General features: G+C 68.6%; 23 protein-coding genes and 1 pseudogene. 14 read left to right on the forward strand and 10 right to left on the reverse strand.

Features of this window, described 5'->3' with window-relative positions; all coding sequences use genetic code 11:
* The 7 genes from FF100_RS07350 to FF100_RS07380 form a co-directional block, all read left to right on the forward strand.
* On the forward strand, positions 1 to 1,111 hold a 1,111-nt coding region (locus tag FF100_RS07350; RefSeq protein WP_484205685.1), incomplete at its 5' end, for a coiled-coil domain-containing protein.
* Positions 1,112 to 1,268: 157 nt separating this feature from the next.
* Positions 1,269 to 1,646: an AtpZ/AtpI family protein gene (locus FF100_RS07355; protein WP_139034925.1), complete on the forward strand. Its 378-nt coding sequence runs from the start codon at positions 1,269 to 1,271 to the stop codon at positions 1,644 to 1,646.
* Between the two features lie 91 nt (positions 1,647 to 1,737).
* The gene (locus FF100_RS07360; RefSeq protein ID WP_048448032.1) at positions 1,738 to 2,493 is read left to right on the forward strand and encodes a F0F1 ATP synthase subunit A; all 756 of its coding nucleotides are present in this window, start codon (positions 1,738 to 1,740) and stop codon (positions 2,491 to 2,493) included.
* Positions 2,494 to 2,616: 123 nt separating this feature from the next.
* A complete protein-coding gene (locus FF100_RS07365) occupies positions 2,617 to 2,844 on the forward strand; it encodes a F0F1 ATP synthase subunit C (protein ID WP_012336551.1) in 228 nt (75 codons plus the stop codon).
* Between the two features lie 199 nt (positions 2,845 to 3,043).
* Positions 3,044 to 3,625, forward strand: coding sequence for a F0F1 ATP synthase subunit B family protein (locus FF100_RS07370; RefSeq protein WP_139034926.1), 582 nt, complete (start codon positions 3,044 to 3,046; stop codon positions 3,623 to 3,625).
* A gap of 23 nt (positions 3,626 to 3,648) precedes the next feature.
* The gene (locus tag FF100_RS07375) at positions 3,649 to 4,134 is read left to right on the forward strand and encodes a F0F1 ATP synthase subunit B family protein (RefSeq protein ID WP_139035606.1); all 486 of its coding nucleotides are present in this window, start codon (positions 3,649 to 3,651) and stop codon (positions 4,132 to 4,134) included.
* Positions 4,135 to 4,386: 252 nt separating this feature from the next.
* The gene (locus tag FF100_RS07380; RefSeq protein WP_139034927.1) at positions 4,387 to 4,644 is read left to right on the forward strand and encodes a DUF6894 family protein; all 258 of its coding nucleotides are present in this window, start codon (positions 4,387 to 4,389) and stop codon (positions 4,642 to 4,644) included.
* A gap of 281 nt (positions 4,645 to 4,925) precedes the next feature.
* Here FF100_RS07380 and fcl read toward each other — a convergent pair whose 3' ends face one another.
* The 5 genes from fcl to FF100_RS07405 all read right to left on the reverse strand — a co-directional run bounded on the left by fcl (position 4,926) and on the right by FF100_RS07405 (position 9,592).
* Complete coding sequence (fcl, locus tag FF100_RS07385; protein WP_139034928.1) at positions 4,926 to 5,897, reverse strand: GDP-L-fucose synthase; 972 nt, start codon at positions 5,895 to 5,897, stop codon at positions 4,926 to 4,928.
* The gene (gmd, locus tag FF100_RS07390) at positions 5,887 to 6,963 is read right to left on the reverse strand and encodes a GDP-mannose 4,6-dehydratase (RefSeq protein ID WP_139034929.1); all 1,077 of its coding nucleotides are present in this window, start codon (positions 6,961 to 6,963) and stop codon (positions 5,887 to 5,889) included. The genes fcl and gmd overlap by 11 nt, the downstream gene beginning before the upstream one ends.
* Positions 6,964 to 7,388: 425 nt before the next feature.
* Complete coding sequence (gene ldtR, locus FF100_RS07395) at positions 7,389 to 7,904, reverse strand: transcriptional regulator LdtR (RefSeq protein WP_109959011.1); 516 nt, start codon at positions 7,902 to 7,904, stop codon at positions 7,389 to 7,391.
* 174 nt (positions 7,905 to 8,078) lie between these two features.
* A complete protein-coding gene (locus tag FF100_RS07400) occupies positions 8,079 to 8,540 on the reverse strand; it encodes a DUF6163 family protein (RefSeq protein ID WP_139034930.1) in 462 nt (153 codons plus the stop codon).
* A gap of 2 nt (positions 8,541 to 8,542) precedes the next feature.
* Positions 8,543 to 9,592, reverse strand: a complete 1,050-nt coding sequence (locus FF100_RS07405) for an enoyl-CoA hydratase/isomerase family protein (RefSeq protein ID WP_139034931.1) — start codon at positions 9,590 to 9,592, stop codon at positions 8,543 to 8,545.
* A gap of 224 nt (positions 9,593 to 9,816) precedes the next feature.
* Here FF100_RS07405 and hemB point away from each other — a divergent pair, with 224 nt between their 5' ends.
* From hemB to FF100_RS07420, 3 genes are all read left to right on the forward strand, one after another.
* Complete coding sequence (gene hemB / locus FF100_RS07410) at positions 9,817 to 10,866, forward strand: porphobilinogen synthase (protein ID WP_139034932.1); 1,050 nt, start codon at positions 9,817 to 9,819, stop codon at positions 10,864 to 10,866.
* 14 nt (positions 10,867 to 10,880) lie between these two features.
* Positions 10,881 to 11,261, forward strand: coding sequence for a hypothetical protein (locus tag FF100_RS07415; protein ID WP_139034933.1), 381 nt, complete (start codon positions 10,881 to 10,883; stop codon positions 11,259 to 11,261).
* Positions 11,262 to 11,396: 135 nt separating this feature from the next.
* Complete coding sequence (locus tag FF100_RS07420; protein ID WP_139034934.1) at positions 11,397 to 12,638, forward strand: threonine ammonia-lyase; 1,242 nt, start codon at positions 11,397 to 11,399, stop codon at positions 12,636 to 12,638.
* Positions 12,639 to 12,656: 18 nt separating this feature from the next.
* Here the strand turns inward: FF100_RS07420 and FF100_RS07425 are convergent, their stop codons facing one another.
* Together FF100_RS07425 and FF100_RS07430 are read right to left on the reverse strand one after the other, a co-directional pair.
* Entirely contained in the window at positions 12,657 to 13,571 is a 915-nt protein-coding gene (locus tag FF100_RS07425) for a transporter (protein ID WP_246101960.1), read from the reverse strand.
* A gap of 491 nt (positions 13,572 to 14,062) precedes the next feature.
* Positions 14,063 to 14,347, reverse strand: a complete 285-nt coding sequence (locus FF100_RS07430; protein WP_246102003.1) for a hypothetical protein — start codon at positions 14,345 to 14,347, stop codon at positions 14,063 to 14,065.
* Between the two features lie 378 nt (positions 14,348 to 14,725).
* Here FF100_RS07430 and FF100_RS07435 point away from each other — a divergent pair, with 378 nt between their 5' ends.
* Both FF100_RS07435 and FF100_RS07440 read left to right on the forward strand, forming a co-directional pair.
* Entirely contained in the window at positions 14,726 to 15,259 is a 534-nt protein-coding gene (locus FF100_RS07435) for an RDD family protein (RefSeq protein WP_139034936.1), read from the forward strand.
* A 146-nt stretch (positions 15,260 to 15,405) separates the two neighbouring features.
* A complete protein-coding gene (locus FF100_RS07440; RefSeq protein WP_139034937.1) occupies positions 15,406 to 16,158 on the forward strand; it encodes an arginyltransferase in 753 nt (250 codons plus the stop codon).
* Positions 16,159 to 16,573: 415 nt separating this feature from the next.
* On the opposite strand, the gene FF100_RS07445 is transcribed toward FF100_RS07440, so the two are convergent.
* Together FF100_RS07445 and FF100_RS07450 are read right to left on the reverse strand one after the other, a co-directional pair.
* Positions 16,574 to 17,092, reverse strand: coding sequence for a hypothetical protein (locus FF100_RS07445; RefSeq protein ID WP_139034938.1), 519 nt, complete (start codon positions 17,090 to 17,092; stop codon positions 16,574 to 16,576).
* Entirely contained in the window at positions 17,085 to 17,882 is a 798-nt protein-coding gene (locus FF100_RS07450) for a hypothetical protein (protein ID WP_139034939.1), read from the reverse strand. Before FF100_RS07450 ends, FF100_RS07445 begins: the two co-directional genes overlap by 8 nt.
* Before the next feature lie 362 nt (positions 17,883 to 18,244).
* Here FF100_RS07450 and purB point away from each other — a divergent pair, with 362 nt between their 5' ends.
* The gene (gene purB, locus FF100_RS07455) at positions 18,245 to 19,555 is read left to right on the forward strand and encodes an adenylosuccinate lyase (RefSeq protein ID WP_139034940.1); all 1,311 of its coding nucleotides are present in this window, start codon (positions 18,245 to 18,247) and stop codon (positions 19,553 to 19,555) included.
* Between the two features lie 179 nt (positions 19,556 to 19,734).
* On the opposite strand, the pseudogene FF100_RS07460 reads toward purB, so the two are convergent.
* Positions 19,735 to 19,899, reverse strand: a pseudogene (locus FF100_RS07460) (dihydrodipicolinate synthase family protein); the annotation flags it as partial.
* A gap of 208 nt (positions 19,900 to 20,107) precedes the next feature.
* Between FF100_RS07460 and FF100_RS07465 the strand changes: the two are divergent.
* On the forward strand, positions 20,108 to 20,959 hold the full coding sequence (locus tag FF100_RS07465) for a D-amino-acid transaminase (RefSeq protein ID WP_139034941.1): 852 nt from the start codon (positions 20,108 to 20,110) through the stop codon (positions 20,957 to 20,959).
* Positions 20,960 to 21,397 lie beyond the last annotated feature (438 nt).

A 21,397-nucleotide genomic window follows, 5' to 3' on the forward strand; every position in this document is an offset into this window, starting at 1 on the left:
CGCCGCGCTCGCCGCCGACCGGGCGCGCTGGCAGGAGCGGGCCGAGCGGGCGGACGCGGTGCTGGAAGAGCTCGAGGACCGTCTCGCGGCGGCCGAGGAGGAGCAGGCGGAGCTCGCCGAGGCGCCGGAGACCTTCGCCGAGGAGCATCGCCGGCTGCACGCCGCGACCGAGGCGGCGGCGCTCGCCCGCGCGAAGGCCGGCGGGCGCCTGGCGGCCGGCGAGACGACCCTGGCCGAGGCGGAGGCACGGGCGCGCCAGGCCCTCGACGCCTTCGCCACTGCCCGCGAGACCCGCGCCGCTGCGGCCGCCGCCCACGAGGCCCTGGAACGGCGCCTCGCCGAGGTCGTCCGGGCCATCGCCGATACCCTCGAGACCACGCCCGAAGGCCTCTACGCCCTTGCCGGCGCGACGCCCGGCGATCCCCTGCCGGAGGTGGCCGCGGTCGAGGCGAAGGCGGCAACGCTCAAGGCCGACCGCGACCGGCTCGGCGCCGTGAACCTGCGGGCCGAGGAGGAGCTGCGCGAGACGGAGGGCCGCCGCGACGAGCTGGGGCGCGAGCGCGACGAGCTGATCGAGGCGATCCGGCGCCTGCGCGGCGCGATCCTGAGCCTCAACCGCGAGGGGCGCGAGCGGCTGCTCGCCGCCTTCACGGCGGTGAACGGGCATTTCGAGCGGCTGTTCACGACATTGTTCGGCGGCGGCACCGCCGAGCTGACCCTCGTCGATTCGGACGACCCGCTGGAAGCGGGCCTCGACATCCTGGCCCGGCCGCCGGGCAAGAAGCCGCAGACGATGACGCTTCTGTCGGGCGGCGAGCAGGCCCTGACGGCGACCGCCCTGATCTTCGCGGTGTTCCTCACCAACCCGTCGCCGGTCTGCGTCCTCGACGAGGTCGACGCGCCCCTCGACGACGCCAATGTCGAGCGCTACTGCGACCTCCTGACGGCCATGGCGCGCGACACCGACACCCGGTTCATCGTCATCACCCACAACCCGATCACCATGGCCCGGATGGACCGGCTGTTCGGCGTGACCATGGCCGAGCGGGGGGTGTCGCAGCTCGTCTCGGTCGACCTCGCGACCGCCGAGCAACTGGCTGAGGCGGTTTGACGGCGGCCCCGCGGAAGTCGCGAAATTCGCCGAAAGTCCAATGACTTACTGCTGCTTCGCGGTGCCTTGACACCCAAGGTGGGCGAAACTATGGTGCGCCCGCTCGACGGGGGTAGCCGGACCGGATCTCCTCATCCTTCACGCGCGAGGTTTCGCCATGAACGGCAACGACCCGCGGGGGAAGGACGGCACCGGTGAGGGCTCCTCCCCCGACGACGACCTCTCCGCGAGGCTCAAGCGTCTCGAGATGCAGATCGACCGGAAGCGCCCCGCGGCGTCTCCCGATCCTTCGTCGCGTCAAGGGAGCGGCCAGCCCTCGTCCCTCGGCATCGCCATGCGGCTGTCCACGGAATTCGTGGCCGGCGTGCTGGCGGGCGGCCTTCTCGGCTGGGGCTGCGATCGTCTCCTGGGCACCAAGCCCTGGGGCCTGATCGTCCTGCTCGTCCTGGGCTTCGCGGCCGGAATTTACAACGTGATGCGCGTTTCTGGATTTTTTCCGAGCGTGGACACGAAGAAAGGCCCGCCAGGGCCTTGATCATCCGGTGGATGCCGTGCATCCGCCTGCACGGATTGGCAGCGCGGCGGGAGAAACCCGCGGCAGCGATACACGAGGGGGCGGGACCGGCATGGCCGTCAAGATGGATCCGATCCACCAGTTCGAGCTGAAGCCGCTGGTTTCGTTCGGGCATATCGGCCACCAGCACATCGCCTTCACCCAGTCGGCGCTGTACATGTTTCTGGCCGTGGGGCTCATCGCGCTCCTGACGATCTGGGCGACGAAGAGCCGCGCGGTGGTGCCGGGCCGGGCGCAGTCCCTGGCCGAGGTGTTCTACGAGTTCATCGGCCAGACGGTGCACCAGTCGGCCGGCCACGGCAGCGAGCGCTTCGTGCCGCTGGTCTTCTCCCTGTTCATGTTCATCCTGCTGCTGAACCTGTTCGGGATGATCCCCTACGCCTTCGCGGTGACCAGCCACATCATCGTCACCTTCATGCTGGCGCTGGTGGTGATCCTCACCGTGGTGATCTACGGCTTCATGGCCCACGGCACCCACTTCCTCGGCCTGTTCGTGCCCCCCGGCGTGCCCGGCTGGCTCAAGCCGCTGATCGTGGTGATCGAGGTCGTGTCGTTCATCTCGCGTCCGATCAGCCTCTCGGTCCGTCTCTTCGCCAACATGCTGGCGGGCCACATCGCGCTGAAGATCTTCGCGGGCTTCGTCCCGGCCCTGCTCGCCGCCGGCGTCTGGGGCATCCTCTCGCCCCTGCCCCTCGCCCTCTCGGTCGCCGTCACGGCGCTGGAGATGCTGGTCGCGGTGCTGCAGGCCTACGTCTTCGCGACGCTGACCTCGATCTACCTCAGCGACGCCCTGCATCCGGGTCACTAAGGGACCGGAGGGCCTCCCCGAGGCCCGGCCCCGCCCGCGATCAGCCAGAGCTTCCCACCCCGGTTCGCCGTGTCGCGGCCGGATACCACCCGCCAGACGACTAGACGACCTTAGGAGCATCAGATGGATCCCGTTGCTGCGAAGTACATCGGCGCCGGCCTCGCCTGCCTCGGCATGGCGGGCGCCGCCGTGGGCCTCGGCAACCTGTTCGGCCAGTTCTTCGCCGGCGCCCTGCGCAACCCCTCCGCGGCCGACAGCCAGCGCGCCAACCTGCTCCTCGGCTTCGCGCTGACCGAGGCGCTGGGCATCTTCTCGCTGCTCGTCGCGCTGCTGCTGCTGTTCGCCGTCTAATCCCGGCGAGGATTGCCACAAAGAGGTGGTCCACCCGCGCACCGGGCCTTCACACGAGGCTCCGGTGCGCGTGCCTTAGAGCGGGACCCCTCTCCCACTTCGTGCAGCCGCCGCCCCTGCTGAGGCGTGGCGGCGCGACGGCCGGCCCGGCCGAGCGCTCGGCGGGAGCGCTTCGTCTCCCCCACACCCGGACGACACCATGGCGCAGCCACATGCACCCGCTCCCAACACCGAGGGGATGATTCACGTGCCGGCCTCCGAGCATGGCGGCGGCTTCCCGCCGTTCGAGAGCAGCACCTTCGTCGCGCAGATCCTCTGGCTCGCGCTCGCCTTCGGCCTGCTCTACTACCTGATGTCGAAGATCGCGCTGCCGCAGATCGCCGGCATCCTGCACGACCGGCAGGCCCGCCTGTCCGGCGACCTCGACCAGGCCGCCAGCGCCAAGGCCGAGGCCGACAGCGCCCGCGACACCTACGAGCGCGCCCTGAAGGACGCCCAGAACAACGCCAAGGGCATCGCCCAGACCACTCGCGAGCAGCTCGCGGCCGAGGCCGAGACCCGTCGCAAGACCCTCGAGGCCGACCTGGCGACCAAGATGGCCGAGGCCGAGGCCCAGATCCGCACCCGCACCGCGACCGCGATGAGCAGCGTGCGCGAGGTGGCCACCGACGCCGCGACCGCGATCGTCGAGCGCCTCACCGGCCAGGCGCCGGAGCGCAGCGCCGTCGAGGCGGCCTACGACCGCGCGGCCGCAGGCGGCCGTACCAGCGTCGTCCACTGAGCCCGCAGGAGATCACCATCATGCTGTTCGATGCGGAGTTCTGGGTCGCGGTCGCCTTCGTGGTGTTCTGCGGCATCGCCTGGAAGATGGGTCTGTTCGACCAGATCATCGGCGGGCTCGACAAGCGCGGCGCGCGCGTGCGCAAGGAGCTGGACGAGGCCCGTCGCCTGCGCGAGGAGGCCCAGGCCGTCCTGGCGGATTACAAGCGCCGCCGCGCCGAGGCCGAGCGTGAGGCCGCCGAGATCGTCGCCAATGCCCGCGCCGAGGCCGAGGCCGCCGCGGCCGAGGGCCATGCCCGACTGAACGAGTTCGTCGCCCGCCGCACCAAGGCGGCGGAGACCAAGATCGCCCAGGCCGAGGCGCAGGCCGCCGCCGAGGTGCGGGCCGCCGCAGCGGAAGCCGCCGTGCGCGTCTCCGAGACGATCCTGCGGGAGAAGGTCAGCGGCGACGCCGCCCAGGATCTTGTCCGCCGCAGCCTCGGCGAGGTCAGGACCCGCCTGCGGGCCTGACGCATCCCACCACTTTCGTAGACCTTGAGAGCCGCCTTCGGGCGGCTTTCTTATTTGGCGTGAGCGAAACCGGAACTCGAAAACGACGCAAAGTTTTCGCGCGCGATCTCAGGAATTATTTCAAGTTCTAACTACATGCGGGCCATCGCGGCACCTGCAAAGATGCATGCGGTTTACTGGTTTAGCGAGACGAGGTTCGCCCTCGACCGGTTTCTGTGTCATAGATCATGGCGAATCACCGCCGGGCCCGTGATGACCGTCTACTATTTCCACTTCCAGTCGGGGCGCCGCCTGATCCTCGATCCCGAGGGGGTCGAATTGCCGAGTCCCGCCGACGCCCTGGAGGTGGCGGCGAAGCTGGCGGCCGGCCTGCTCGACGATCGTGAGGTCGCCTGCGACTGGACGCACAGCGCCTTCCGGGTCGAGGACCAGCACCAGCGCCGGGTCTTCCGCCTGCCGATCGCCTCGGTGCGGGCGCGGGACAACCGCAGCCGGGCGCTGCTGAACTAGGGCGGCGGGTCTTCGGGCCACGACGACTTCCGCGCCGCCCGGATCGAGACCACTGGAGCATGGGCCTCCCCCGCCGGGCGATGGGGGGACTGCCCGGCATCACGGCCAGATGCGGGAGACGGCTCCGGACGTCGCGACGATCATCCCGCGGCCGGCACGACGGTGACGAGCCCCAGGATCCTCGCACCGTCACGCGGGATCTTCGATCCCGAGGCCTTCTCCCACACCGAGGAGGGGCGAAGCGCCATGCCTCATCCCCGAGCGGCCAGAGGGCGGCCGCCTCAGGCCCTGTCCGTCCAGTTCGCCTTGAACCAGTCGTAGACCCCGCGGATGCCGTCCTCCAGCGGGATCCGCGGCGTCCAGCCCATACCCCGCAGCTTGTCGGCGCTCATCAGCTTGCGCGGCGTGCCGTCCGGCTTGGCGACGTCCCGGGCGATCCGCCCGCGGAAGCCGACCACCCCGGCGACCATCTCGGCGAGATCGTAGATCGCGATATCGCTGCCGGAGCCGACATTGACGTGGGCGTCGCCGGAATAGGTCTTGAGCAGGAACACCAGCGCGTCGGCGCAGTCGTCGACGTGGAGAAATTCCCGTCGCGGCGAGCCGGTGCCCCAGATCACCAGCGCGTCGTCGCCCCGCAGCTTGGCCTCGTGGGCCTTGCGGATCAGGGCCGGCAGGACGTGGCTGCCGGCGAGGTCGAAATTGTCTTCCGGCCCGTAGAGGTTGGTCGGCATCGCCGCGATGAAGTCGCAGCCGTGCTGGCGGCGATAGGCCTGGGCGAGCTTGATCCCGGCGATCTTGGCGACGGCGTACCACTCGTTCGTCGGCTCGAGCGGCCCGGTCAGCAGAGCGTCCTCGGCGATCGGCTGGGGCGCGAATTTCGGGTAGATGCAGCTCGATCCGAGGAAGAGCAGCTTCTCCACCCCGGTGCGGCGGGCCGCCTCGACGACGTTCGCCTCGATCATCAGGTTGTCGTACAGGAAATCGGCCGGGTAGGTGTCGTTGGCGAGGATCCCGCCGACCTTGGCGGCGGCCAGCACCACGGCGTCGGGCCGGGCCTGCGCCAGCCACGCCTCGGTCTCGGCCTGGCGCGTCAGGTCGACGGTGCGGCGGTCGGCGGTGACGACCTCGCATTCCTCACGCGCCAGCCGGCGCACGACCGCGCTCCCAACCATGCCGCGATGACCGGCGACCCAGACGCGCTTGCCCGCCAGCGGGTAGAGGACCTGGCTCGATAGCGTGTCACTCGGCATGCGCGCGCTGCTCCCGGGCGATCGTCGCGAGGTCGTGGCGCACCATCTCGGCGCAGAGCTCGCGCCACGTCGTCTCGTGGCTCCAGCCGAGCTTCTCCCGCGCCTTGGTCGGATCGCCGATCAGCAGGTCGACTTCGGTCGGCCGGAAGTAGCGCGGATCGACCTCGACCAGAACCCGGCCGGTCCGGGCGCACCGCGCCCGCTCCTCGACGCCGTGGCCCGACCAGTCGAGGGCGATGTCGGCCTCCGCGAAGGCGGCGGTGACGAAGTCGCGCACCAGGGTCGTCTCGCCGGTCGCCAGCACGTAATCGTCGGGGGTCTCCTGCTGCAGCATCATCCACATGCCGCGGGCGTATTCCCGGGCGTGGCCCCAGTCGCGGCGGGCATCGAGGTTGCCGAGATAGAGCGTGTCCTGGAGCCCGTGCCGGATCGCCGCCACCGCGCGGGTGATCTTGCGGGTCACGAAGGTCTCGCCGCGCAGCGGGCTCTCGTGGTTGAACAGGATGCCGTTGGAGGCGTGCATGCCGTAGGCCTCGCGGTAGTTCACCACGATCCAGTAGGCGTAGAGCTTGGCGGCGGCATAGGGGCTGCGGGGATAGAACGGCGTCGTCTCGCTCTGCGGCACCTGCTGGACGAGGCCGTAGAGCTCGGAGGTCGAGGCCTGGTAGAATCGCGTCTTCTGGCTCAGACCCAGGATGCGGATCGCCTCCAGGATCCGCAACGTGCCGAGGCCATCGGCATTGGCGGTGTATTCCGGGGTCTCGAAGCTGACCTGGACGTGGCTCTGCGCCGCGAGATTGTAGATCTCGTCCGGCTGGACCTGCTGGATCACGCGGATCAGGTTCGTCGAATCGGTCATGTCGCCGTAATGGAGCACGAAGCGCTGATCGAGGACGTGCGGGTCCTGGTACAGGTGCTCGATCCGCCCGGTGTTGAACGACGAGGACCGGCGCTTGATGCCGTGGACGACGTAGCCCTTCCGCAGCAGGATCTCCGACAGATAGGCTCCGTCCTGCCCTGTCACGCCGGTGATCAAGGCGACTTTCTTTGATCGATCGATTGTCATCGGCCGTCCGTGAGAATTACGTACGTATTTCCACAATTATACCGGACGAACGACTTCAGTGGCAATCCGATACGAGCGTAAATCACGTGCACGACGTCTCGATGCGCCGTCACCGTCAACGATCGGAAAAGTTCAAGCCCGCATTCTTTGGTATCGGTATTCTGTGCGAATGCGGCACCGGGCCGCGCCGTGGCGCCGCGCGAGCAGATCAACGCCTGCTCCGGCCTCTCCAGCCGCCGGGCCACCCGCGAAGTCTTCCTCCAAGCCGCCCCGGGCCCCGCCGCACGGCCCCGAGACGACGAGGGAGGGCGTCACCGATCGCGCGGAGCGAGCAGGATCCTCGCGGCCGGTCGCGGAGTGGGTCCGGAGGCGCCCGCATGCCGGGCGTTCCCGCCCTGCGCCCCCGACGTGAGCGGGCCCCATCCTCAGAGGCGGTAGCGGATCTGGTCGGTCCAGAAGCGCTCGAGGCGGGCGAGGGCCTGGTTGAGGCGGCCGAAATCGTCCTCGGAGATGCCGCCGATCGGCTGGATCGTCTTGGCGTGCTTCTCGTAGAGGCCGCGGACGATCTCGTGCACCTCGTGGCCCTTGTCGGTGAGGCTGATGCGGACCGAGCGGCGGTCGGTCTTCGAGCGGGCGTGGTGCAGGTAGCCGGTCTCGACCAGCTTCTTGACGTTGTACGAGACGTTCGAGCCGAGATAGTAGCCGCGGGTGCGCAGCTCGCTGGCGGTCAGCTCCTTGTCGCCGATGTTGTAGAGCAGCAGCGCCTGGACGCTGTTGACGTCCTCGCGGCCGCGGCGCTCGAACTCGTCCTTGATCACGTCGAGGAGCCGGCGGTGCAGGCGCTCGACCAGGTGGAGGGCCTCGAGGTAGTGGGGGCGCACCGCGGTCTCGGTCTCGGGAGCGGAGATCGTCTGCGCCACCTTCGTCGCCTGGGTCTTCATCGGAACGCTCTCACTCTGTACGGGGGTGCTCGGCGGTGTCTCCCGCTCCGCTTATGAGTTCAAATTAGGCGCGCCCCGTGAATGTGAGTTTAAACGACAGGATAAATTCTCGATTTACCTCTGTCGGTAAACCGAAGATGAACCAGATGATTCACTTTCGAGAAAGGTTGAGGATCAGCGTAGTTCGCGCGAGGCCAACCAGGAGACGGTGAAGTAGACCACGATGATCATGCCGTCGAAGGCAAGGCTCGGAATCGACATCGGCAGGAGCTGCGGGGTGAGCAGCGCGAGCACGATCGCCGAGGTGGCGGCGAGCAGCCAGACCACCCCGCCCCAGGCGGTGGCGAGCCACAGGCCCACCGCCGCCAACAGGTTGATGACGCCGAAATAGACGATCACCGCCTGCCGGCCGATCGGCGCGGTCTCGAACGGCGCGGCGTTGGGGCGGGCGCCCAGGATCTCGGCCCAGGCGCTCAGGCCCTTGACCATCCAGACCACGGCGACGACCCGCATCAGCCAGACCAGGACCACGTCCCAGCGCGTCTCCGGCCGCGGCGCCCGGCGCTCGATGCGGTCGGCCGTCTCGTCGGGGCCCGCCCGCCGGGGGCCGCCCCGGACCTTGCTCAAGCTGCGCATGGTCAGGTGAAGCTCGGCTCGCCGGCCATCGGGGCGAAGTGGGCCTCGATGGCCTCGGGCTTCACCGCCTCCAGGGTGGCGGGCTGCCAGTCCGGCTTGCCGTCGCGGTCGATCAGCACCGAGCGTACACCCTCGTAGAAGTCGTGCCCGCGCAGGATCCGGCACAGGATGCGGTATTCGAGCCGCATCGCCTCCGGGAAGGACAGGGCGGCACCGCGGCGCATCTGGGCCAGCGCCAGGACGAGGCTGGTGGGCGAGCGGGTGCGGATCGTCGCGGCGGTCTTCGTCGCGAAGTCGGAGCCGTCGGCATCGAGGCGCGCCAGCACCTCCGGCACGCTGTCGGCCGAGAAGCAGGCCTCGATCACCGCCCGCTCGGCGTGAAGCGGGCCGGGGGCCGCCTCGCCCGCACCGATCGCCGCGTCGACCGGTCCGCCCTCGGCGAGCGCGTCGCGGATCGCCGGGAAGCGCGACACGGGGGCCGCATGGGTGGCGAGGCCGAAGGCGAGGACGTCGCCCTGCCCCATCCGTTCGCCGGTGAGCGCCAGATAGGTGCCGGCGAAGCCCGGCAGCCGCGGCAGGGCGTAGGTGGCGCCGACATCGGGGAAGAAGCCGATGCCGGTCTCCGGCATGGCGAAGGTCGTGCGCTCCGCCACGACCCGGTGCGAGCCGTGCAGCGACACCCCGACGCCGCCGCCCATCACGATGCCGTCGATCAGCGCGATGTAGGGCTTGGGGTAGCGCTGGATCAGCGCGTTGAGCTCGTATTCCTCGCGGAAGAAGGTCTCGGCCTGCTCGTACAGCCCCGCCCTCCCCTCCTCGTGGATGCGGCGGATGTCGCCACCGGCGCAGAAGGCGCGCTCGCCGGCGCCCTGCACCACCACCCGGGTCACCGCCGGATCGGCCGCCCAGTCGTCGAGGGCCCGGCGGAGCGCCCGCACCATCTCGAGGTTGAGCGCGTTGAGCGCCTTCGGCCGGTTGAGGGTGACGAGCCCGGCCGCACCCCGCCGCTCGCACAGAACCGTGCCGTCCGCCGTCACGCTCGCGTCGCTCATGATGCCGCCTCCCGGTTAAGGGCGGTTAACCGGGCGCAACCCGTCGCGTCAACGGCGGGAGACCGGCGAGGGCCTCCATCCGACCGCGTCCGGGCTCCCCGCGACCCTGCCATGCACCTCTGCCCGGGTTCTGGCGCCGGCCGGAACGTGCTACCTGCGGACTGGACGAATTCGACGTGAACCAGGCCCGGCGCGGAGCGGGCCGCCAGGAGGCCCGACCCCGGATGTCGCAGATCCAGCCGATGCCCCGGCCCCTCGCCCGGGAAGCCGCCCGGGCCGAGCCGGCCTCCCTCGGCCTGACCCAGCGCCCGCGGCGCAACCGCAAGGCCGAGTGGTCGCGCCGGCTGGTGCGCGAGACGACGCTGACCGTCGACGACCTGATCTGGCCGATCTTCCTGATCGAGGGCGAGGGCCGGCGCGAGCCGGTCGCCTCGATGCCGGGCGTCGAGCGCCTGTCGATCGACGAGGCGGTGCGGGCGGCCGAGCGCGCGGCCTCGCTGCGGATCCCGGCCCTGTCGTTCTTCCCCTTCGTCGAGCCGTCCTTGCGGGACGCGACCGGCTCCGAGGCGCTCAACCGCAACAACCTGGTCTGCCGTGCCGTGCGGGCGGTGAAGAAGGCGGTGCCGGAGATCGGCGTCATCACCGACGTCGCCCTCGACCCCTATACCAGCCACGGCCATGACGGCCTCCTGGAGGACGGGGTCATCGTCAACGACGAGACGGTGGCGCTGCTCGTCGAGCAGAGCCTGATCCAGGCCGAGGCCGGCACCGACGTGATCGCGCCCTCCGACATGATGGACGGGCGGGTCGGCGCGATCCGGGCCGGGCTCGACCGGGCCGGGCACCGCGACGTGCAGATCATGACCTACGCGGCGAAGTATGCCAGCGCCTTCTACGGCCCGTTCCGCGACGCGATCGGCACCAACGCCACGCTGGTCGGCGACAAGCGCACCTACCAGATGGATGCCGGCAACACCGACGAGGCGCTGCGCGAGGTCGCCCTCGACCTCGACGAGGGCGCCGATTCGGTGATGGTGAAGCCCGGGATGCCGTATCTCGACGTGATCCGTCGGGTGAAGGAGACGTTTTCCGTCCCGACCTTCGCCTATCAGGTCTCGGGCGAGTACGCGATGATCGCGGCCGCGGCCCAGAACGGCTGGCTCGACGGCGAGCGCGCCATGCTGGAGAGCCTGGCCGCCTTCAAGCGCGCCGGCGCCGACGGCATCTTCACCTACTTCGCCCCGCGGGTCGCCGAGCGGCTGCGGCAGGGGTGACCCGGGGATCGAGGGTGAGGCGGGGAGCCGGGCCGGGCCTCGGGCTCGTGGCGCTGGCGGTTCTCGGCGCCTGCTCCGGCACTCCCGATCCCGAGCAGGCCCGCACCTGCCGCCGCGCCCTGCCGACCCTGGTGCCGGCGGGCGCCCGCATCACGGTCCTGCGCACCGCGCAGGGCCCCCAGGAGCGCAGCATCCGCATCGACTTCGCGCAGGACCGCGACGGCCGCACCGCGCTGCCACGCTACGCGGTCTGCGAGTTCTCAGGCCTCAGCCGCACCGACCTGTCGGGCCTGACGAGCGACCGCGGCGCGGTCGGCGGCGCGGCGCTCTACCTCCTCAAGCACTATTATCTCGACACGCCGGACGCGGCGCTCGCCGAGCCGGGAGCGGGCTGACGCAGGGCGTTGCAGGCGCGCAGCAGCGCCGCATGGTGAAACCTGCCTACATCATTGGTCTCGCATCATCCGCCGGCCCGGTGACCATTGCGGCGAATGATGCTGAGAGTGCCGCAAGCCCCGGAGGTCCCGCGCGTGAGCCAGCCCTACGCCATCACCCCGGACGACGTGGTCCGGGCCTCGCACACGATCCGCGGCCACGTGCTGCGCACGCCTCTGGTGCCGGCGCCGCGCCTGTCGGAGCTGACCGGGGCGCGGGTGCTGGTCAAGCACGAGAACATGCAGGCGACCGGCGCCTTCAAGGAGCGCGGCGCCGTCAACCGCCTGAACGCGCTCTCGGAGAGCGAGCGCCGCCGTGGCGTCGTCGCGATGTCGGCCGGCAACCACGCGCAAGCCGTGGCCTACCACGCCAAGCGCCTCGGCATCCCGGCCACCATCGTGATGCCGGCGACGACCCCGCTGGTGAAGGTCGAGAACACCCGGGCCCACGGCGCCACCGTGGTGCTGGAGGGCGAGACCCTGGTCGACTCGGCGGCCTGCGTCGACCGGCTGGTCGAGGCGCACGGCTTCGTGCTGGTCCACCCCTACGACGACCCCCTGGTGATGGCCGGCCAGGGCACCATCGCCCTCGAGATGCTGGAGGACGCCCCCGACCTCGATTGCCTGGTGGTGCCGATCGGCGGCGGCGGGCTGATGAGCGGCATCGCGGTGGGCGCGAGCCTGCGGCCGCGGGTCGAGCTCTACGGCGTCGAGGCCGCGCTCTACCCCGCCTTCCTCAACGCGATCGACGGGCAGGACAGGCCGATCGGCGGGCCGACCCTCGCCGAGGGCATCGCCGTCAAGACCATCGGCCGCTTGGCCCTGCCGATCATCCGCGACCTCGTGCGCGAGATCATCCTCGTCGACGAGCCGCAGATCGAGCGGGCGGTGCACGATTATGCCACGCTCCAGCGCAGCCTCGCCGAGGGGGCCGGCGCCGCCGGCCTCGCCGCGCTGCTCGCCCGGCCCGATCTCTTCGCCGGCCGCACGGTCGGCCTCGTGCTCTGCGGCGGCAACATCGACGCCCGGCTGCTCGCCTCGGTGATGGTGCGCGAATTGGAGCGCGAGGACCGCATCATCTCGTTCCGGATGACCGCGAGCGACCGGCCCGGCGTGCTCGGCCGGGTGGCCGGGCGCCTCGGCGAACTCGGGGCCAACATCCTGGAGGTGTCGCATGGCCGCCTGCACCTCGACGTGCCGGCGAAAAGCGTCTCGATCGACGTGACGATCGAGACCCGCGGCCCCGGCCACACCGCCGAGATCCTGAACACCCTGCGCGACGAGGGGCTGGAGCCGCGCCGCATCGGGCCGCACGGCAACGCGGCGACGGGGGGCTGACCCCGCCGCCGGACGCGGTCAGCGCGACTGCTCCCGCGTCACCAGGGTGCGGCCGGGCGCCGCCTCCTGCTTGTCCTGGTAGAGCGGGATCACGGCCCTGAGCCAGGCCCGGGTATCGAGGCCGCCGTAATTGCGTTCGATCACGTCGCGGGTGACGAAGGCCTGGAGGTTCACCGGGCCGAAATTGTACCCGACCAGCCCCCCGACCGCGACCTGCCCCTGCGAGCGGTAGCCGGCGACACCGGTCGGCAGATCCGTGGAGGCGAAGGCGACCGCGCCGACCTGCCACTTGCCGAACTTCTTCGTCGCGGTGAAGTCGAGGTTCATGTAGTCGGGATAGGTCGCGACACCCGGCGGCGGCCGGTCGCCGAGGAAGTGGCCGTAGAACAGGTGGCCGGTCACGTTCCAGTCGTTGCCGACGTAGCTCAGCGCGAAGCGGTGGGTCAGCGACGGGACTTGCGTCGTGAAGCCGGTCCGGCTCGGGAGATAGCCGCCGAGCAGGTAGCTGAAGCCGACATCGCCGCCGAGGTCCCAGGCAAGCTGGCCGGCGAGCAACGGCTGGCCGAACCCGCTCTGCCACTCCCTGTTCTGCGGGCCGACCGCCGAGTACGGAACACCGGCGAAGAGCTGCACCCGTGCGCCGAGCAGATCCCAGGGCGTCGACCAGGCCAGCGTCGCGGTGTTGACGTTGAGGGGCAGCACGCCGGCGGCGGTGTCGCGGACGCCGAAATTCGAGGCGGTGATGAGATAGAGGCCGTGCGGGATCTGCGCGCCGACCGGAAGGCCGACGGACTGCCCGGGCTGCGCGGCGGATCCCGCGCGGGCCGGGGAGGCGCCGGGAACAGATGCCGCTGCGGCGAGACAGGCCGCCGCGAGGCTGCGCCAACGGCCCTCGTAGCGGGCGCCGGCCCCGTGACGCGGTCCGGCAAGCACGACGCTCCGCCATGCCTGGCGACCCCGTCGCCGGGCCTTCCTGTGTGGCATCCCCATGCCATCCCCCCCGTTCTTGTTGGTGTCGTCTGGCGTGTTCGCCGCCGATCGTTGGTCGTCGGTACTGGGTTGTCTTTCGTGCTGGATTTTGATCGTCGTCACGGCTCCGTTCCCGCAAATGGATCCGGGCTCATGCCGAACCGTCGACGTTGATCTTTTTGCGCGGTACGGATGAAGATCGACGGTACGACTTAAGATGTGGCGCGATTCCGCCTGCTCCATCGCGCGTGGCAGAGCGCGATCCCTCTCGGGCGGGCCCAGGTGTTATGTACGGCGAGGACAGGCCAGGACCGGCGCCTGTCCGCTCGAGGGCGCGAAGACATCCGGGAGACGCGCGGAGACGGATTTTCCCTGCTCCCCGCGGGACATCGGGCTCGCCCGATCTCACCCGTCGCTTGCGGGTCCCAGACACGCCCGGACCGGGGCGCTCCCCGTCAGCGGCGGCCCGGCTGCGCCGCCCAGGTCGGTACGCCGGCCCCGCGCGGCAGAAGCCGCGTCGCCGGATCGGTCATCATCGGCGCACCGAGCAGTTGTCCCGAGCCGCGCCGCTGCGAGTGAGCCGAGCGCGGGTCGTGATACGGGTCGCTGACATAGCTGCTCATATGTCCGCCGCCGGCCGGCATGCGTCCCTCGCCGCCGCCATCGGCCCGGGCGGCGCCCGCCGCGAGCACGGGCAGCGCCAGGGCGGCGGCGGCGATCGAAGTCAGAGAGCGCGTCATCATGGGTTTGTCCTCGATCTGCGGCGGGGATCCCGTACGGCGGGCCCCGGCGATTTCCTTGGCGCGACCATGAGGAAGAGCAGATCATTTCGATGTGCGCTGCCGCACCCATAGTATATTACATTTTAATCCAAGGATATTCTCCGCAATGTGCGTTGGGGCACCGGGCGCATCGTAGTGTCGATGGATGCGGGATGACGCAGATGCGAGACGGCGACGCGCCGCGGCAACACTCCGCCCGACTGCCCGAGCGCCGATGCCGAGCGGCACGGTCACGCACCGCCTCACCACGAAAACCTCGTGTGCCCCCCGGCACCCTTGAGACGGCCGAGCCCCACGCCCACCTTATCGGCTGGGTGACGTGGCGGAGACGAGACGATGGCGAATTCCTGGCAAGGCGGGCCCTATGGCGGCTCCTATGGCGGTCCTCCGCCGGGCAATCCCTACCAGCAGGGCTTCGCGCCCGCGCCGGGCTGGGGCGGGCCGCCGGTGCTGGTGGCGCACGGCTCGCTGAGCCGGCGCTTCATCGCCTACCTGCTCGACATCGTGTTCATCTTCGGCTTCAGCTGCCTGCTGTGGCTGGCGATCTCGCTCCTGGGCGTCATCACCTTCGGGGTCGGCTGGGTTCTGTATGCGATCCTGCCGGCGAGCGGGATCCTCTACAGCGCGATCACGGTCGGCGGGCCGCGCCAGAGCACGATCGGGATGCGGATGCTGGGTCTGCGGGCGGTGCGGGCGACGACCGGCGGGCCGGTGGACTGGATTACCGCCGGCGTGCACGCGCTGCTGTTCTATCTCGCGCTCTCGACCTTCCTGCTCTGGCTCCTCGACATCGGCATCGGCGTGCTGCGATCCGACCGGCGGATGGGTCACGACCTCGTCATCGACCTTGCGGTGGTGCGCGACGCGTGAGGCTGCAACCTTCGGCGCCCTGCCGCGCTTAAAACGGCAGGAAATCGCACCGGCGCGGCGCTCCCCTGTTGAGGCGCGCCGCGCCGGTGCTATCCTGCCCTCACCGGCGCCTCGCGCCGGCCCTTTGCCTGCGAGCACGACGAAGCGTGACCAGCCATCCGCGGGATGCACCGCAGTTCTACCTCACGGCGCCCTCGCCCTGCCCCTACCTGCCGGGACAGCAGGAGCGGAAGGTCTTCACCCACCTCGTCGGCCGGCGCGCCCGCGACCTCAACGAGATCCTGACGCAGGGCGGTTTCCGGCGCTCGCAGACCATCGCCTACCGGCCGGCCTGCGAGACCTGCCGCGCCTGCATCTCGGTGCGGGTCGTGGTGGGCGATTTCGCGCCGAGCGACAGCCAGCGCCGGGTGCTGAAACGCAACCGCGACCTCGTCGGCCAGGCCCAGGCCAACCGCCCGGCCTCGGAGCAATACGCCCTGTTCCGCCGCTACCTCGACGCCCGCCACGGCGACGGCGGCATGGTCGACATGACGGTGCTCGACTACGCCATGATGGTCGAGGACAGCCACGTCGAGACCCATCTGGTGGTCTACCGGAGGCGCGGGCCCGACACCGCGATCAACGGCCGCGGCACCGGCGCCCCGGTCGCCGTCTGCCTCACCGACGTGCTCTCCGACGGGCTGTCGATGGTCTACTCGTTCTACGACCCGGCGGAGGCCGACCGGTCGCTCGGCACCTTCATGATCCTCGATCACATCGAGCGCGCCCGCAGCCTCGGCCTGCCCTACCTCTACCTTGGCTACTGGGTCGAGGGGTCGCGCAAGATGCAGTACAAGGCGAAGTTCACCCCCCAGGAACGTCTGATGCCGAACGGTTGGGCACGGGTGGAGGAGGACTGAGAGACCGCACGCGGCTGTCGCCGTCCGGCGACAGAGCCGGTCTCTCACCTTTTCGCGTCTGTCACGCAGACCCGCGAGCCTTGCCGGCGGCATCCGGCCCTGCCCGAAAAGCGGCCGCGCAACGCCGCCGGCGCGGGGGGAGACGCGGAGATGGCCAGGGATTTCAGGCGCCAGCTTCGGACGGGCGCGGCGGCACGATCCTGGCGGCCGCGCAGGGCGTGACGAGGCTCACGGTCTATCGGTGACGTCAGTTCGCCCCTGCTGCTCGGCCTGACCCAGAGGGTCGCGACCGTGCTGCGGTTCTGGCGATACCGGCATCGGCCGCCACGGTCTCCAGGTATATGGTGGCCGCGCCAGATCCCGAAGCCACTTCGATCGTCACGCATCGATCGAGGTGGCCGCGTCTGATCGTGAGCTATATGAATATCCTGAATGCCATCGCGAGCAGCATATACGCCGCCCAGACGATAAATTCGAAGATTTTTTGGCTCGGCACGGATTGGAAGAGCACTGGCCTTGCCGCGGATTGTTTTACCTCAATCAAAATGTCTTTGAGCACTTTCTCCAATGTCGCGCTCGGGTCCGAATAATCACGGAGTATTGCGGCTTCGGCCTCGCCTTGCAGTGAGGAACTCCTGATCGTATGGTACAGCAGCACAATCCAAAACATCCACGCCAGCAGAATGAACGTCGAGAACACTCCGACGACGTGGGACGGATCGATGGACCATATGACGACCGAATACACCAAAGCGATGACCGCCATGCCCGCAGACGATGCGTAATTGAGCGCGGTCCATGCCCGTCCATAATTGTCAATTCTATCTAGGATGATTTTTTCGACAGTCGATGCGGAGTATATTTTATCGTAACCGCCCTCCGATAATTGATCTTGATCTAATTTTTGTCTAATAGGGTCATCATTGCTAGTCATTGATCGCACCCCCTTGGCTAAGGCATTGAAACATGAATTCCAAGGCGAGCAGATGCTCGGAATCTTCGCCGGACGGAAGTTTTTTCCCTTTCAAAAGCGCCGTGCGAAATACATCAATGTTTGTTTCACCAACACCCAGTTTCGGATGGAGCGCAACAAAGTAAGGCAGTATACTATTTTTAAAGTATTTGACCTTTGATTCCATGGTCGCGGCATCGATTTTATCGCATTTGTTGAGCAGTATCGCAACACCGCAGAGCTTGCTTTTTGCAGTGGAGGCGTGAGGTATTATTTCTTCGATTCTCACGCCCAGCATGCGCGACCATCGCGCGGTATCCCCATATTTATCCAAGGCGTTTTCGTCGAACAGTCCCGCAGAGATCTGGGGCTCTTCGACAATTCGCCTGATATCGAAGACGAAATACAGAAAGGCGGGCTTCTGATCCTTGATATCCTTGGCGATCGGTTTTGCGTCAAAAAACCCGCGGCTATCTCTGATCCAAAATGTTATATTGCTAAACAGCTTGGTGCCGTTATGAAAAGAAATACTGGCCAGCCTGCTGCTGAAATCCTGCGTTTCCTCCATCTGCCTGGCGTGGGGCGGCAGCAAGCCCGTCAAAAGGTAATCGCGAAAGGAGGTCTTGCCGGACGAGTTTTGGCCCGCAATCAATATCGTGTGCGAAAAATATCTTTTTATCCATCTGATGCCGAACGATATCGACGTCGACGTTATCTTCATTGCCTCCCCTACGCCCGATTTCATCAAGGTTGCACTCAAGGCATCAGCCATCGCAGACACACACCTTTGCTTGCTATCTCCCGCAACTTAGGAGATGTCGTTACTTGATATGTTTCTACATTGATATATTTTTAAGACAAGATTCAAAAATGGAAATCTATTTTCCAACCCAGCCCCGTCAGGATTGATGGCGACCGCGGGCGTCGAGAGATAAGTTTTATCTCAGCAAGACTATGGCCGGAAAACCATATCATCGTGAGGCCGATGAGTGTGGGCTGCGCTCCGGCTCTCCCCAGTCGTTGCAGGAGACCCGGCGGCTGTCATTCGCCTCTGCTCCCTTCCTTGCCTTCTGGCCCCGCATCCCATAGCCGTCGCGGCATCCCAACCCCGCCCACCGCTCAGGAGCCCCGACGATGATCCCCCGCTACAGCCGGCCCGAGATGACGGCGATCTGGTCGCCGGAAGCGCGTTTCCGGATCTGGTTCGAGATCGAGGCCCATGCCACGACCGCGCTCGCCGAGCTCGGCGTGGTGCCGAAGGAGGCCGCCGCCAAGGTGTGGGAGAAGGGCCGCGACGCGGTGTTCGACGTCGCACGCATCGACGAGATCGAGCGCGTCACCAAGCACGACGTGATCGCGTTCCTGACCCACCTCGCCGAGATCGTCGGGCCCGAGGCGCGCTTCGTCCACCAGGGCATGACCTCGTCGGACGTGCTCGACACCTGCCTCAACGTGCAGCTCGCCCGCGCCGCCGACCTGCTCATCGCCGACATCGACGGGCTGCTCGCCGCGCTCAAGCGCCGGGCCTTCGAGCACAAGCTCACCCCGACCATCGGCCGCTCGCACGGCATCCATGCCGAGCCGGTCACCTTCGGGCTCAAGCTCGCCCAGGCCTATGCCGAGTTCGAGCGCAATCGCGCCCGCCTCGTCGCCGCCAAGGCCGAGATCGCGACCTGCGCCATCTCGGGGGCGGTCGGCACCTTCGCCAACATCGACCCGCGGGTCGAGGAATACGTCGCCGCGCAGATGGGCCTGACCCCGGAGCCGGTCTCGACCCAGGTCATCCCGCGCGACCGCCACGCGATGTTCTTCGCGGTGCTCGGCGTCGTCGCCTCGTCGATCGAGCGGCTGGCGATCGAGGTACGCCACCTGCAGCGCACCGAGGTGCTGGAGGCGGAGGAATACTTCTCCGAGGGCCAGAAGGGCTCCTCGGCGATGCCGCACAAGCGCAACCCGGTGCTGACCGAGAACCTGACGGGCCTCGCCCGCATGGTCCGCGCCTACGCGCTGCCGGCGATGGAGAACGTGGCGCTCTGGCACGAGCGCGACATCTCGCATTCCTCGGTCGAGCGGATGATCGGGCCGGACGCGACCGTCACCCTCGACTTCGCGCTCGCCCGCCTCACCGGCGTGATCGACAAGCTGCTGGTCTACCCCGAGCAGATGCAGCGCAACCTCGACCGGCTCGGCGGCCTCGTCCACTCGCAGCGGGTGCTGCTGGCGCTGACCCAGGCCGGCGTGTCGCGCGAGGACGCCTATCGGCTGGTCCAGCGCAACGCGATGCCGGTCTGGCGCGGCGAGGGCGATTTCCTCACCCTGCTCCAGGCCGACACGGAGGTCACCGCGGCGCTCAAGCCCGAGGCGATCGCCGAGTGCTTCGACCTCGGCTACCACCTGAAGCACGTCGACACGATCTTCCGGCGGGTGTTCGGCGCCGCCGAGTGAGCAGGAGACCCGGGCGCCGCGCGGCGCCCGGGATGACAGGAAGGATTAGAGGCCCGTCCCTCAGGCCCGGCCGCCGCGCGACATCACACCCGCGCCCGCGGATCGTGCCGGCCCAGGCGCTCCAGCAGGAAGTCCACCTCGGCCTTCGCCGTCGCCGACAAGCCGGCCCCGGGTTTGCGCTTCGCGTCCGACGCCAGGATGCCGAGCACGGTGAGGCCGGTCGCGCCGATCTCGCCGTAGAAATCGGTCATCCGGTCGACCGATGCCTCGTCGATGCGGCCGTCCGGGTGGAACGGGGTCGGGGCGATGGGGAAGACGCCCTTCGCGTCGGGGGTGAGCCGCATGTCGTGCCCTCTCGCGGGCCGCCGGACGATAGGGCGTGAAACGTGCAGAGCCTAACCGCCGCGGGCGCCGGGTCCCTGCGGGACACGTGCATGATTCGGTGCAGGGCGGGGCATCCGGAATCGCGCTTGCGGCCGGGCTGCGGCTGGTGCTTCAAGGGCGACGTGTTCGTGACCGGCCGCCGCGCGGCCCCGCGAGAGGAAGACCCGCATGTCCCGCATCGTCTACGTCAACGGCCGCTTCGTGCCCTTCGAGGAGGCGACGATCCCGATCATGGACCGCGGGTTCCTGTTCGCCGACGGCATCTACGAGGTGAGCGCGGTGCTGGACGGGCGGCTCGTCGACAACGAGGCCCATCTCGCCCGCCTCGACCGCTCGCTCGGAGAGATCGGCATCCGCAATCCCCACACCATCGCCGAGTGGACGCGGCTCGAGGAGGAGCTGGTCACCCGCAACAACCTCCGGGAGGGCCTCGTCTACATGGAGGTGACCCGCGGCGTCGCCGAGCGCGACTTCGCGTTCCCGCCCGAGGGCACGCCGCCGACCGTGGTGATGTTCACCCAGGCCAAGACCGTCTCGGCGAACCCGCTCGCCGAGCGCGGCGCCAAGGTCATCTCCGTCGAGGACCTGCGCTGGAAGCGCCGGGACATCAAGTCGGTGGCGCTGCTGGCCCAGGTGCTGGCCAAGCAGCAGGCCGCCGCCGCTGGCGTCGCGGAAGCGTGGATGCACGAGGACGGCTTCGTCACCGAGGGCGGCTCCTCGACCGCCTTCATCATCACCGAGGACGGCCGCATCGTCACCCGCCCGCTCTCGACGGCGTTGCTCCCCGGCATCACCCGCCGGGCGGTGATGCGGCTTGCCGAGGAGAACGGCCTGACGGTCGAGGAGCGCGCCTTCACGATCGAGGAGGCGCTGGCCGCCGCCGAGGCGTTCTTCACCTCGGCCTCGGCCTTCGTGATGCCGGTGGTCGAGATCGACGGCAACCGGGTCGGCGGCGGCCAGCCCGGCCCGATGACCCGGCGCCTGCGCGACCTCTACCTCGACATGGCGAAGGCCGGCTGAGCCGATCTCGCAAAGGCGGTGACGGCTTTTGCGACAGAGATCGGCGGCCAGCCGAGATCCGGAACGGACGACGCGTTGGCCTGCCGGCGCGGGCCTGCCGAGAGCGGCGCCCGATCGCGTTGCCACCGGACGCTGATCTGGAGCTTGGTCCGACGATGCGGGATGCCGCTTCGTCGGACGAGGCGCCGGCATCGGAGCATCGGACGCCCGCCCCGGCCTCGACCTGCGTTCCGCCCGCCGGGTCTTCTACGTCGCGACGCCGCGAAAATGCAAAATCGATGGAATATGACGATAATAACATTATAATAATAGCCGTAGATCGTATTTGATTTGATTGGCGCGGCGGGCCATGGAATATTTCGTCGTGCGTGTGCCTGGTCGGCCAGGAGAGTCTCGCACCGGGCACGGCGACGTCATCGAGCCGGATCAGCCCGGCTC

It is taken from the genome of Methylobacterium terricola, from assembly GCF_006151805.1.
Lineage (GTDB): Bacteria > Pseudomonadota > Alphaproteobacteria > Rhizobiales > Beijerinckiaceae > Methylobacterium > Methylobacterium terricola.